The 12,475-nt window shown below is 70.9% G+C and carries 13 protein-coding genes; 5 read left to right on the top strand and 8 right to left on the bottom strand.

Annotated elements, in window-relative coordinates; all coding sequences use genetic code 11:
* Nucleotides 1-3 precede the first annotated feature (3 nt).
* Both KDB89_RS02525 and nagB read right to left on the bottom strand, forming a co-directional pair.
* A complete protein-coding gene (locus tag KDB89_RS02525) occupies nucleotides 4-387 on the bottom strand; it encodes a cold-shock protein (protein ID WP_219083232.1) in 384 nt (127 codons plus the stop codon).
* A gap of 83 nt (nucleotides 388-470) precedes the next feature.
* Nucleotides 471-1,253 (bottom strand): glucosamine-6-phosphate deaminase, encoded by a 783-nt coding sequence (nagB, locus tag KDB89_RS02520; protein WP_219083230.1) that lies wholly within the window; start codon nucleotides 1,251-1,253, stop codon nucleotides 471-473.
* A 153-nt stretch (nucleotides 1,254-1,406) separates the two neighbouring features.
* Between nagB and KDB89_RS02515 the strand changes: the two genes are divergently transcribed.
* Nucleotides 1,407-2,201: a hypothetical protein gene (locus KDB89_RS02515; protein WP_219083228.1), complete on the top strand. Its 795-nt coding sequence runs from the start codon at nucleotides 1,407-1,409 to the stop codon at nucleotides 2,199-2,201.
* Here KDB89_RS02515 and KDB89_RS02510 read toward each other — a convergent pair.
* Nucleotides 2,176-2,697: an NUDIX hydrolase gene (locus KDB89_RS02510; protein WP_219083226.1), complete on the bottom strand. Its 522-nt coding sequence runs from the start codon at nucleotides 2,695-2,697 to the stop codon at nucleotides 2,176-2,178. The genes KDB89_RS02515 and KDB89_RS02510 overlap by 26 nt on opposite strands.
* Nucleotides 2,684-3,391, bottom strand: coding sequence for a copper homeostasis protein CutC (locus KDB89_RS02505; protein WP_219083225.1), 708 nt, complete (start codon nucleotides 3,389-3,391; stop codon nucleotides 2,684-2,686). The genes KDB89_RS02510 and KDB89_RS02505 overlap by 14 nt, the downstream gene beginning before the upstream one ends.
* Nucleotides 3,392-3,480: 89 nt before the next feature.
* Here KDB89_RS02505 and KDB89_RS02500 point away from each other — a divergent pair, with 89 nt between their 5' ends.
* Genes KDB89_RS02500 through KDB89_RS02485 form a run of 4 tightly spaced genes read left to right on the top strand, consistent with a single transcriptional unit; the run spans nucleotide 3,481 to nucleotide 6,005 of the window.
* Nucleotides 3,481-3,999: a GNAT family N-acetyltransferase gene (locus KDB89_RS02500; protein ID WP_219083223.1), complete on the top strand. Its 519-nt coding sequence runs from the start codon at nucleotides 3,481-3,483 to the stop codon at nucleotides 3,997-3,999.
* 58 nt (nucleotides 4,000-4,057) lie between these two features.
* Nucleotides 4,058-4,537 (top strand): RNA polymerase sigma factor, encoded by a 480-nt coding sequence (locus KDB89_RS02495; RefSeq protein WP_219083221.1) that lies wholly within the window; start codon nucleotides 4,058-4,060, stop codon nucleotides 4,535-4,537.
* Nucleotides 4,534-5,115: a methylated-DNA--[protein]-cysteine S-methyltransferase gene (locus KDB89_RS02490; RefSeq protein ID WP_219083219.1), complete on the top strand. Its 582-nt coding sequence runs from the start codon at nucleotides 4,534-4,536 to the stop codon at nucleotides 5,113-5,115. Before KDB89_RS02495 ends, KDB89_RS02490 begins: the two co-directional genes overlap by 4 nt.
* The gene (locus tag KDB89_RS02485) at nucleotides 5,112-6,005 is read left to right on the top strand and encodes a DNA-3-methyladenine glycosylase family protein (protein ID WP_219083217.1); all 894 of its coding nucleotides are present in this window, start codon (nucleotides 5,112-5,114) and stop codon (nucleotides 6,003-6,005) included. Before KDB89_RS02490 ends, KDB89_RS02485 begins: the two co-directional genes overlap by 4 nt.
* Here the strand turns inward: KDB89_RS02485 and KDB89_RS02480 are convergent.
* From KDB89_RS02480 to KDB89_RS02465, 4 genes are read right to left on the bottom strand one after another with little or no spacing between them, the layout of a single operon-like run.
* Nucleotides 5,908-7,005, bottom strand: a complete 1,098-nt coding sequence (locus KDB89_RS02480) for a DUF3322 domain-containing protein (protein ID WP_219083215.1) — start codon at nucleotides 7,003-7,005, stop codon at nucleotides 5,908-5,910. The genes KDB89_RS02485 and KDB89_RS02480 overlap by 98 nt on opposite strands.
* Nucleotides 7,006-7,010: 5 nt before the next feature.
* Nucleotides 7,011-10,346, bottom strand: a complete 3,336-nt coding sequence (locus tag KDB89_RS02475; protein ID WP_219083213.1) for an ATP-binding protein — start codon at nucleotides 10,344-10,346, stop codon at nucleotides 7,011-7,013.
* Nucleotides 10,343-10,984 carry a DUF4194 domain-containing protein gene (locus KDB89_RS02470; RefSeq protein ID WP_219083212.1) on the bottom strand — a complete coding sequence of 214 codons (642 nt, stop codon included), beginning with the start codon at nucleotides 10,982-10,984 and terminating at the stop codon, nucleotides 10,343-10,345. Before KDB89_RS02470 ends, KDB89_RS02475 begins: the two co-directional genes overlap by 4 nt.
* A complete protein-coding gene (locus KDB89_RS02465; protein WP_219083210.1) occupies nucleotides 10,981-12,447 on the bottom strand; it encodes a DUF3375 domain-containing protein in 1,467 nt (488 codons plus the stop codon). Before KDB89_RS02465 ends, KDB89_RS02470 begins: the two co-directional genes overlap by 4 nt.
* Nucleotides 12,448-12,475: the final 28 nt, after the last annotated feature.

Here is a 12,475-nt window from a genome sequence, read left to right as displayed (position 1 = left end):
GGGTCAGAGCTCCAGTTCGTCGGCGACGCGGCGCAGCACCTGCGCAACCTTCTCGGACTTGCGGGCGTCCGGGTAGCGGCGGTGACGGTAGTCGTTGCCGATGGTCTCGAGCATCTTGATGAGGTCCTCGACGATGACACCCATCTGCTCGGGCTTGCGTCGCCCGGCCTTCGACAGCGAGACCGGAGCCTCCAGCAGCTGGAGACTCAGCGCCTGCTCACCCTTCCGGCCCTCGAACACGCCGAACTCGACACGCTGCCCGGCCTTCAGCGTGGTGACGCCGTCCGGAAGCGCGTTGGACCGCACGTAGACGTCGCCGCCGTCGTCCTTGGTGATGAAACCAAAGCCCTTGTCGGCGTCGAAGAACCGCACTCGACCTGTAGGCACTGAAGTCCTCGCTCCTGACTAGATGTATCCGACGGGTAAGTCTATCCGGTCAGAAGCAAGGACCCCAATGCACCGCAGTGGCCTCAGTGGGCGTAGTAGCCCTCGATCAGCTCCTGCAGGTCCGTGAGGTACTTGCGGTGCTGAAGCTTCGACGCGGCGGCCTCGTCGATCACGATGATGGCGCGGGGGTGGAACTGCAGGATGGAGGCCGGGCACACCTGCGAGACGGGCCCCTCGATCATGGCCGCGACCGCCTCGGCCTTGCCCTCACCGGTGGCGACGAGCACGGCGGAGTGCGAGTCCATGATGGTGCCGAGACCCTGGGTGACGCAGTGGCGGGGCACCTCGTCGAGGCTGTTGAAGAAGCGGGCGTTGTCCTCGCGGGTCTGCGGGGTCAGCGTCTTGATGCGGGTGCGCGACGAGAAGGACGAGAACGGCTCGTTGAAGCCGATGTGGCCGTTGGAGCCGATGCCGAGGATCTGGCAGTCGACGCCGCCGAGGGCCTCGATCGCGGCGTCGTAGTCGGCAGCGGCGGCCGCGACGTCGTCGGCGGCGCCGTCCGGGACGCGGACGCGGGACTCAGACAGGTGCAGCGGCTCCGTCACGGTGCGGCGGATGACGTTGGCGTAGCTCTCCGGGTGCGCCGGATCGATGCCGACGTACTCATCGAGCGCGAAGGCCAGCGCGTGCGACAGGTCGAGCTCGCCCGCTTCGACGCGGCGCGCCAGCTCGGCGTACAGCGACAGCGGCGAGCTGCCGGTGGCCAGGCCGAGGACCGGCGTGGACAGGCCGCTGATGCAGTCGATGACGTGGTCGGCGGCGCGGGGGCCGACCTCTTCGGCGGTCTTGCAGATGACAACTTCCACGGGGACCTCTTTGACTCGCAAGCATTGGTAATGAAGTTAACAAACACTCTATCTGGCCGCGGTCGACGCAGGCGAGCTGTGCGCCGTCGAGCCACCGAAGTGCGCAACTCGACTGCTCACACGCGCTTCCGCGCCACGGTTAGGATGGCGGGCATGGCCACCTGGAAGGACGGCGCCGCCTACGCGCCCGTCGAGCGACCCGATGGGTTCGCCACGCCGAGCGTCGATCCGCTGCCGGTCGGCGAGCCGTACACGAGTGGCACGCCCGGCGCCGAGACGCCGCCCGCGCGGTTCGACGCCGTGGAGCAGCCGCCTCTGGAGAGCTTCGGTACCGGCGAGCAGTCGCACCGCGACCCTCGCGAGGGCTTCGCTGTGTCCGCCGCGGCCATGACCACCGCGCCGGGTGCCCCGAGCGGGCCACGGGATCCACGGACACCCTTCGCGACGGAGAACTACGAGCACAGCTACGACGACGGCGCCCCCGATGCGCCTCCGGTCGGTCTTCCGCTCACCACGACCGCTCCGCCTCCGGCCCTCGCGGCAGCGCCTGCGCCGGCGCCCTGGGGGCCTCCAGTGCAGCACGCCCCGCTGCCGCCGGCGCCGATGCGCGCCCAGCCGCCGATGCCCTACCCGCCCGGCCGGATGTCCCAGCCAGCCGGGCCGCAGCTGCAGCAGCAGCGAAGGTTGGCGCAGGTTGCCGGGGCCCTGTGCCTGGGTGGCTTCCTCTTCCAGGCCGCGGTGCCGTTCCTGCTGATCGCCGCGGGCGTGCTCGGGCTACGGACCAGAGTCCTCACCAACGTCGCCGGGCCGATCTCACTGGGCCTCGGCGTCTTGTTCCTCTTCGGTCAGCTAGGGCTCGGCACCCTCGGCGAGGGCAGTGCTCTCGGCGGTCTCGTGTCGCTGGTGCTGGCGTTCGTGTTCTTCATCTCCGGAATGCGGAAGCTCTGACGTAGGGCACGGTCGACTCCTCGACCTCACCCAGGCCGAGCGGCTCCGACCCATCCCAGGCGACGAGCGACCCCAGCTGCGCCGGCCACACGGCCTCCGGCAGCGCGTCGAGATCGAACCACTCCGGTTGCAGGTCACGCTCCTGTTCCCAGGGCGTCAGCCCGTCGACCGTCGGATTGAACTCGTTCGTGCGGACCCGGAAGAACGTCTCGGCCTGGATCAGGATGCGGTCGCTGTACCCGTGTGTCACGACCCGGGTCGCCACTGGGCCCTCCAGCTCCCCGGGCTCGATGACCAGGCCTGTCTCCTCCGCCAGCTCGCGGACCGCTGCCACGCGAAGGTCCTCGCCTGCGTCCACTCCGCCACCCGGGACCTGCCAGAATCGGGAGCCGGGGATGCCGGGGTCGGTGTCGCCCTGGAGTAGGACGCGGTCCCCTGCCACGACGACGACGCGGGCGCCCTCGCGGCGCTTGACCGGGCGCTCAGACGTGGGCACGGGCGTGCTCCGTCTCGTCGTCGATCAGGTCGCGCCAGCTGGCCACCAGGTCGGGGTCGACGTAGGCGCGGAACGACCTGCCCGGTCTGGCGGGCGAGCCGAGGTGGAAGGCGCGGATGCCTGCGCGGCAGAGCCAGGGGATGTGGTCGGGGACGAGGCCTCCGCCCGCCATGATGAGCTTCGCGACCCGCGCGTCGGAGCGGGCGCGGGAGGTGAGTTCGTCGAGGCCGTGCTCGACGCCGCGCGCCGACCCGGCGGTGAGCACCTGCGTCAGCCCCGGCAGGTCACGGAGTCTCGCCCAGGCCTTGTCGAGGTCCAGCACGTTGTCGATGGCCCGGTGGAACGTCCAGGGCACGGTCCCGTCGCCGACGAGCTCGCCGATCACCTCGAGGTCGACCTCGCCGAGCCCGTTGAGGAAGCCGAGCACGACCCCGTCGGCTCCGGCCTCCAGGTAGGAGGAGATCAGCCCTTTGAGGCGCGTCACCTCTCCACCGTCGGTGCCGAAGCCTTCGCGCAGCCGCACCATCGGCCGGATCTGGATGGACGTCGCGCGACGAGCCTTCTCGACGGTGCGCGGCTCGGGAGAGAGTCCGTCGAAATCCATGGTGCCGAGCAGTTCGATGCGGTCGGCTCCGCCGGCCTCGGCCCGCTCGGCGTCGGCGGCGTGCAGGGCGATCACCTCTAGCAGACTCATGGCGACATTCTGCCGCACCCCCGCCGGCGGCGGGCGCCGCCACGCTCCCCGTCTTCGCGTCCGATGCGTCTCACGCCTACAATCGTCCGGTGATTCTGCGCCCCCCGACCTCCGCCGATGCCCCCGCCTGGTTCGATTTCCTGGTCTCGCAGCAGGCGATCGCCTACACCGGCATCGTGCCGGACGACTTCGCGGACCGGCAGGGCGGTCAGCGCGACGACTTCCTGGCGGAGCTGGAGGGGAAGTTCGCCGAGCCGGGCACGGCGCGCCGCATCGTCGCCGAGGTCGACGGGGCCATCGTGGGGCTCGCGTCGATCGTCGACGGGCCGGCCTCGTGGGAGGTGGCGCTCGGCTACGTCCCCTCCCCCGCGCCCCGGGAGCTTGCCCGCCTGTACGTCTCGCCCGCGTTCCACGGCACCGGGCTCGCCGACGAGCTCCTCGCGGAGATCGACCGCGGCGAGGACCTCTACCTCTGGCTGATCGACGGCAACGAGCGCGCCCACCGCTTCTACCAGCGGCGCGGCTTCGTCGACTGCGACGAGGCCTTCCGCGCAGGGCCCGACTGGGGCAACGTCAGCATGCACCGCATGAAGCGCGTCGCCGCCTGAGAAATCTCCGGGGGACACCTCACACTTCCGCCGCCCCGCGCGTCTACCGTGTGTGGGGATGAAGCAGCCTTTCCAGATCGCCGTCGAGCGGCACGGCGCGACCGTGCTGCGCGTCTGCCGCGCCACCCTCGGCGCGGGTCCGGACGCCGACGACGCCTGGTCCGAGACGTTCCTGGCCGCGCTGCGGGCGTGGCCCGATCTGGACGAGGACACGAACGTCGAGGCCTGGCTGGTGACCGTCGCGTACCGGAAGGCCGTCGACCTCGCCCGCGCGCGTGCCCGGAGGGCCGTGCCCCTCGACCCGCTGCCGGAGGCGCCGACGACCGACGACGGCGACGCGTTCTTCTGGTGGGACGCGGTGGCGGCGCTGCCGGAGCGCCAGCGCCTGGCCGTCGCCTGCCACTACCTCGGCGGGCTGCCCCACGCGGAGACCGCCGAACTGATCGGGGGGTCACCCGCCGCCGTGCGTCGCGCTGCCGCCGACGGCATCGCCGCGCTCCGCCGCCGGTTCGACTCCATCGAAGGGATACTGCCGTGACCGACCTGTTCCCCGTCTCCGACTCCTCGCTCGCCGAGTTGCGTGGGCGGCTCGCCACGGAGGCGGCATCAGCCGGCCTGCTCGAGCTGAGGGTTCGCACCGTCGACTCCCCCGTCGGTCCGCTGCTGCTCGCGGCCACCGGGTCCGGGCTCGTGAGGGTCGCGTTCGAGAGGGAGGGCTTCGACGTCGTGCTGCAGTCGCTGGCCGACCGCGTCAGCCCGCGCATCCTCGAGGCCCCAGGCGGCCTCGACGACGCGGTCCGCGAGCTCGATGAATACTTCGACGGATGTCGAACCAGCTTCGACCTGCCCGTCGACCACGCGCTCAGCGCGGGCTTCCGCGCGACGGTTCAGGCCTTCCTGCCGCACATCGCGTACGGGCGGACCCTCACGTACAAGGAGGTCGCCCAGCGGGTCGGCAACCCGAACGCGGTGCGGGCCGTCGGGACCGCCTGCGCGACCAACCCGCTGCCGATCGTCGTGCCCTGCCACCGGGTGCTGCGCAGCGACGGCTCGCTGGGCGGCTACCTGGGCGGGCTCGACGCCAAGCGCACGCTGCTCGACCTCGAATCCCGTTGACCACGCTGCACGTCGCCGCGAACGGACCCTTCGACCCGCAGGTCGCGTTCGACACCCTCGCGCGGCACACGGTCGTCGGGCTGGACCGCGTCGATCCGGCGACGCGCACCGTCTTCCGCCTCGTCGACGTCGGGGAGGTCGTCGCCGTCGACGTGACGCTCGACGCCGCTGGCGCGACCGTGGCCGTCGACACGCGCGACGAGGGGATCCTGGCCGGGCTCCGGGCACTGGTGGTCGACTGGTTCGACCTCGCCACGGACCTTGCGCCGATCAACGCGCACCTGGCGGCCGCCGGGCTGGCCGCCAGCGTCGCGGCCAGCCCCGGGATGCGGCTGACGCGGCACGTCGACGCGTTCGAGGCCGCGGTACTCACGGTGCTGGGCCAGCGGGTGTCGTTGGCCGCGGCCCGGGTGATCGGGTCGCGGCTGATGGCGGCCTTCGGCACCGGGGACGTCGCAGGGTTCCGCCTGTTTCCGGTCCCGGGTGCCCTGGCCGTCGTTCCCGTCGACGAACTGCGGGACGCCATCGGAACTCCGGCCTCGCGTGCCCGTACGGTGCACGAACTGGCGGTGCTGTTCGCGGAACGGGGCTCGACCCCGCCGCGGGAGGAACTGCTCGCGCTGCACGGCGTCGGCCCGTGGACGGTCGACCTGCTGGAGATCCGCACCGGCGACGACAGGGACGCGTTCCCCGTCGGCGACATGGTGTTGCAGCGCTCGATGGCGGCGGCCGGGATCGTCGATGTGGCCAGCGCATCGGCGGCCTGGCGCCCGTGTCGCAGCTACGCCGCCGTCAGGCTGTGGGCGATGGACCCAGGGCCGCGAAGAGGCGGACGCGGGCGTAGTCCCGGCCGATCCGCTCCTGCTCAAGCCGAAGGTCGCCGGCCCTGACGGCCGCCAGCGCCCCCAGCTCCGCGAGCGTCAGGTGGCCGACCTCGCCGCGATAGGGGTTCGGCTCCGTCACGGCGAGGCCGCGCCAGTCGTCGAGCGTCTTCTCGTCCATCATGAGCGAGCGGATGCCCGGCAGAGCCGCCCTCACGCGGCCGAGGATCTGGAAGCCGTAGGTGTCCAGGTCTCCCCAGTAGTACACGTCGGCCTCGCGGATCCAGGCCACGTCGGCGAGCGAAGGCGCCGCGAACCCCATGCCGTGCACGGCGACCGTGTCGGGGAGGTCGGGCAGCGTGATGACCGTGGTCAGGTTCTCGCAGATCAACACCCGCGAGGCGTTGACCGCGAGTCCGCGGAGAGCGCCAAGGTCACAGCGCAGGTCGCCCGGTTCGCCGGGGAGCCGCACGCGGAAGGCCGGCCAGTGGCGCCGCGGTGTGGCCTGGCTCCCCGTCACCGCGGGCAGCAGAGACTCGACCAGTCTCCGGTGTCGCTCGTACCACTTGGTGTCGACCCCCTCGACCGGAAGCTCCCGCTCGAACAACCCCGAGTCAGGGTGATCCGCGAGCCACCCCAGGACCGCGACCAACCGGTCGACATCCTGTCGATCCAGCCGCGCCAGCCCCCTTGCGGAGGACCTGATCGCCTCGCCGAACGCCGCGTCCGGCCACTGTTCCTGAAGCGATCGCGCTGCGTACCGGGCGCGCTCCCAGGATGCGGTCTCCCCGATCAGCCTCGCGACCGCGCCGGCATCGGCGCGCACGCGGGCTGGGAGTCGCTGCCGCCCGAGCGACCGCCAGCTCCGCTCGACCCACTCGACGGTGATCCCTCTCCCCTCGCAGGCCCGCCAGGCCGAGGCCCATGCCGCGACGTCGTCCGGATCGGCCAGCGCCGTCGTCTCGTTCGGTGGCTGCAGCGGCCAGCTCAACGGCTCGTCGTCGCCGGTCAGCCATCCCGGAAGACGCCGCCGCCACGCGTGGGTGGCGTGGGAGCGGAGGTCGGCCACCGACCTCAAATCAGGACCTCCTGCTGCGCCTCATCGGCCGCGGGCAGTCCCGGCAGGTCGGTGTCGTAGAGCAGCTCCTGCAGCACCGATCCCTGCTCGGCGTTGTTCGAGACCATGACCACCCCGCCGACGTAGTCCTCGATCGTCTGGAGCATCTTCATGGGGGTGGCGAGCAGCAGCTGGAAGCCGAAGGTGCGGAACACCTCGAGGCCCGCCTGCGTGAAGTCGTGGTCGGCCTTGTCGAAGGCCTCGTCGATCACGACGAGCGCGTAGCGCGGGACGGGCTCGCCCTCGGGCGCGAGCTGGAACCGCAGTGCGGCGGCGAGGCAGAACGTCACGAGCTTCTGCCGCTCGCCGCCGGAGCGCCCGCCGGACCCGGTGAACACGTCGAGCTGGGCGCCGTCGGCGTCGACGACCTGGGCCTGGAACTGGACGTGCTGCCGGGTGTCGAGGCAGCGGTCGCGCCAGCGCTGGTCCGCGGGCTCCGCCGACCCGAGCCTCTTCAGCAGGTCCTCCATCTGCAGGAAGCGGGCCTCGGCTGCCTGACGCTCGGCCGGTGTGTCCGCCGAGCCGACGCCGAGCATCGAGGACTCGGTGATGTCGTGCAGCGTCCGCTGGAACCGGTCGACGTCCGGATGCGGACGCGTCAGGACCCTGATCTGCAGGTAGGTCTCCCGGCCGTATGGCGTCATCATGAGGGACTTGTTGACCTCGTCGACGCGGCTGCGCACCTCCGCCCTGGCGTTGCGGATCTGCATGGCGAGCTGCCCGATGTTGTTGCGCGCCTGGTTCGCGAGCAGGTCGAAGAAGCGGGACTCGAACTTGGGGAGGCCGTCGTCGACGAGCGCGTCGAGTCTCGCCAGATACTCGGGCAGGTACTCCCTGCTCTGCCCCCAGTCGGCGGCCTGTGACTTCCACTGGTTGCGGTACTCGCCCATGTGCCGGATCACGTCGTTCTCGACAGAGCTCACCCGCTTCCCGAGCCTGGACTCCCTCTGGTGCAGCTGGTCGGCGATCTCGCGTTCCAGGCCCGCCTCGTCGAGCCCGACCGCCCGCTCGTCCAGCCGACGCGCGACGTCCTCGGGCAGCTCATCGGCCCCGGCAAGCTCGGCGACGAGACGGTCGAGTTCCTCCTGGGATCTGCGCTGCTGCTCCTCCAACCCGGCGTGCTTGACGCCGAGCCTCTGGGCAACGGCATCCGCGGCCCTCCTGGACTCGGTGGCGTTCTCGAGCGCGGCCTCCAGTGCACCGATGTCCTGGTGGAGTCCGCGCAACTGGTCCAGCCGGGCGTCGAGCTCTGCCAAGTGCCGCCTGGCGGGCTCGGGGTCGAGCCTGTCCCACTCGACCTCGGCGAGGGCGTTGAGCGCGTCGCGCACGTGGCCCAGATCGCGTTGGGCGGCATCGAGGCTATGGAGTCTCGGCTCGAGCTCAACGACGACGGACTTCGCCTCTGCGACGAGCCGCTCGAGTTCGCGCTCCTTCGCCTCTGTGGAGAAGCCCATCACCCAGCGGGAACGGTCGCCCACGCGGTGACGGTCATCCTTCTCGTGGAGGGTGGCGGAGTGCTTGACCTGCCCCTGGAGGGTCACCGCCCTGTCGTGGCGGGCGAAGTCGGATGCCCGGTCCACGCACGTGTAGAGGAACCTTCGATCGAGCCTGTCGGCAACCCAGGAGGCGTAGGGGCCGGCAGCGATCTCGACCTTCTCGGGCAGGGTTCCTGGCACGACATCGCGGTCTGCCGGCCCTGCCGTGTCCCCAGCCCCGACCTTCTCGTACACGAGCCTGGCGCCCAGGTACTGGCCGTCGATGTACTCGGCCGCGGCAAGGTAGTGCTGCTCGGGGATCACCAGCGTCCTCGCGAACGAGCCGAGCACGCGCTCGATTGCCCCGGTCCAGTGGCTCTCCTCGGCGCGCACCTGCACCAGTTCGCCCAGGAAGGGCAGGCGCGCGCGGTCGACGTTGAGGAGGTCCGCCAGGGCCGCCCGCAGTGCCAGAAGTTTGGGGTCGAGGTTCGAGCGGTGCAGCCGGAGCGCCTCAAGGTCGCGCTCCGCGCGTGCCAGGGCCTTTCGGGCCTCGGCCTGCGACTCCAGGAGCGAACGCTGCTCGGCGTCGAAGGCCTGCTTACGGGCGTCGTACTGAGCGCGCGCGTCCTCCAGTTGGAGGTCGAAGTCGTTCGCGGATGCCCGGCCGGCCGGCAGGTCCAGGGCGAGAGTGGCGGCATGGTCCACGTAGCGGAGCCGCTCCCTCATGGCACGCTCCGCCTCGTTGACCCAGACGCGGCGTTGGTCCTCCAGCTGCCCGATGTCGGCGCCGCCGGACTGGTCGTAGGCGCGTTGGGCCCGTTGCCGCTCCGCCTCCGCCGCCTCGACATCGGCCACGGCGGCGGCCAACTCCACGGCGAGCGCGGCAAGTCGGGGTCGACCAGCGGCCAGGGCAGCGGTGAGGGCCTCGGCGCGACGCCTGTTCACCCAGGTGCCCAGGTGCGCCCGTTCCGCGGCCACCTCCTCCGCCTCCGCCGCCAGCTCCCTCAGGACACCGTCACATGCCCGCAGCGGCGCCAGCGCCTCGATCTGGAGGCGCGCGTCGACGACGGCCGCGTGGGCGCCTCGCAGCTGGTCGAACTGGTTGATGGTCTCGGTGGCAAGCGCGAAGGTGCCGGGCTCGTCGAGCATGAAGTCACGGAAGAGCGAGTCGAGGTTGGTGAGGTTCTTCGCGGACTGCGTCTTGTGGAGCAGCACCTGGGCCTGCTCGGAGCCGATGCCGAGCAGCCGCCGGAACCGCTCGGAGAACCCCGTGTAGCCCGAGCTGGTGTAGGTGTCCCAGGAGGGGAAGGCGGCCTTGAGCCTCCGCTGCTCGATGCCGTTGGCGGCGAACTCCTTGAGCGTCTGCAGGTCGACGTCGCCCGGCGCGATGGCGTACATCGACTTCAGATCCGCCGCGTCGGTCGAGGACCCGCTGATGTGGAACAGCCTGAGCAACGTGGTGCGTCGGCCCGCCTCATCGGTGTAGGTCAACCCGACGGCGCTCCAGGTCGGCCCCGGCCGGAGGAACGCGGTCCCGACCTCGCCGGTCTCGCCGTCGGCTTCGCGCTTGTGCGCGCCCCGGACGTAGGTGACAAGCGACCTTCCCTGGTCGCCGGTGTCGGTGCCTTGCGCGGCCGCGTTGAGCCGGAGCTTCGCGGGCCGGACGAGGATGGAGGCCATCGCGTCGAGCAGCGACGATTTGCCGGCCCCGGACGGCCCGGTGAGCAGGATGCCCTTCCACGGCACCTGGAAGCTCCAGTGGCTGCGGAAGGTCCCCCAGTTGACGAGTTGGACGCGGGCGAGTCGGTGCTGGGTCATTCCTTGGCCAGCCTCTCCAGGTCCGCCGTGACCGCCGCCACCTCGTCCGCCCCGAAGACCAGGGCCAGCACGGGGGAGATCTCCCATCTGTCGCCGGCCTCGGCCTTGAGGAGGATCGAGTTCCTGGTCATCTTCGAGATGGCCCGGGTGATCTTCTCCTCCTGCCCCTTCTTGTCAGTGGTCTCGTGCCGCAGGAATCCCCTGACGTGATCCTCGATCTCGTCGGTGCCGACGAAGACCCGCGACTCGGCGTTCTGGTGTGCCAGCAGCACCCGCCGGAGGTAGAGGACAACGACCGTCTCGATGAGCTGCAACGGCTGCGAGCGCACCACCCGCGGCGCATCCTCCAGCGCGAGATTCCTGACGAACGCCACGCCCGCGTCGCGGTTCACCACCAGGTCCAGGTACAGATCGGCCAGCCTCGCCCGGACGATCGCTTCGTTGCGCTCCAGGGCGGCCCAGAGCCGCGAGTGCTCCTCGGCTCGCAGGTACGGGCCGTTGAGGAGCTTGAGCAGCAGGCGTCGGGTGGCGTGGTCCAGTTCGCCGTGATCGACGACCTCCTCGGCGACGTCGTCGACCGCCACCTCGACATACTCGTCGTCCCCGTCGGCTCGCCTCGGCGCAGACTGCAGACTCATGGCTGGCTCCAATGCTCAGGTACCGAGTCGAAAATGTAGCGGGGCGCACCGACAGTTCTTGGCTGGCCGCCGGCCGACACCCAGCCCCACTCCTCGACACCCACCGAACGGGTCCCGTACTCCGCGGCGAGGATGTGCAGCCCCACCACGGAGGCCAGGCCCTGCGTCGCGGGATGCCGGTCAAGAACCTCGGCGACCGTCGCGACACCCCGGGCCGCGACGGTGTCGGCCACGTCGCGCTGCAGCTCGGCGAAGTCGATCTCCGTGAGCCGGACGAGCGCGCGCAGCTGCTCGAGATCCAGCTCTACGACCGCATTGGTGGTGACCTCCTCGACGGAGCGCTGGTCGGCGGGGTTGTGCAGGCGCCACGCGGTGATCGACGCGATCCGCATCGAGGTCAGGTCGAGGTCGCGGCCGAGCAGCGTGGAGGGCGGGTGCCGCCTGAGTGCCTGCAGGGCGGCGCCGTCCGCGCGGGCCAGGGCGTCGGCGAGCCGCTTGTGTTCGCGGTACTCCTGGGTCTGGACGAACCTGCGGAGGCTGCGGGAGAAGTCGGTGAAGCTGCGCCGGACCTGCGACGACTCGCGCTGCAGGACTGAGAGGAATCGGCGGAGGAAGGCGATCTCGGTCCCCGCCAGCCCGGTCGTGAAGTCCCGTCCCAGCAGCTCGTCGACCGCCCTGTCGAAGCGGTCCGCGACGACCACGTCCAGCAGCAGCTCGTGGAACGCGTTGAACGTCCGGCCTGCCTCGGACCCCTCGATCAGGTCCACCCCGGCGAACACCTGGTCGAGCACCCCGCCGCGGGACCCGTCGTTGTTGATGATCTGCTCACGCAGGCTGGCGTTGAGGGCCTCCAGGTCGTCGGCGACCTTCGCGAAGTCCCCCGGGATCTCCCCCGCCAGATGCAGGATCTCCCTCATCCTCTCGCGGGCCAGATCTCGGTCCAGGGGTTCGAAGTCGCCGGACTCGATCCTGGCCATCTCCTCGTCGATCTCTTCCCGGCGCGCCCGGAGCGCCTCAAGCCGACTCGAGGCATCCGGGTCGCTGTCACGGGCGAGGTCGCCGAGGAGGCCGATGACGTTGGCCAAGCGCGACGAGGTGACGGCCGAGGTGGGCTGATCGATCGCGGCGACGAACCGGAGGGCCTCGGCGGCGTCGCGGGCGAGCTCCACGGTCTCCTCGCGCGCGGCGGTGGAGCCCCTGCGCACCAGATAGCCGTTGGCGATCCAGTCGCCCACATACTCCTGCGCGTTGCGGGGCAGCGTGAACCCGTCGTCGCGCAACTCGTCGAGGTCGTCGGAGACCTGCTCGAGGAACTCGGCGTAGCTGATCACCCTGGCCTCGGCGAAGCGTCGGCCGAGGACGGCGACGATGACAGCCATCAGATCGGCGCGCAGCATTCTTCCGGCGCCGCGGGCCACGCGCTCCGCCGCGCGGGCGTCGGCGGCGACCGATGCCTTCACCACAGTCCCTCCTCCGATGCGCCTGCCTCAC

It is taken from the genome of Tessaracoccus palaemonis (assembly GCF_019316905.1).
Taxonomy (GTDB): Bacteria; Actinomycetota; Actinomycetes; order Propionibacteriales; family Propionibacteriaceae; genus Arachnia; species Arachnia palaemonis.
Note: the sequence above shows the minus strand (reverse complement) of the source record. Positions and strands in the feature narration are given on the sequence as shown.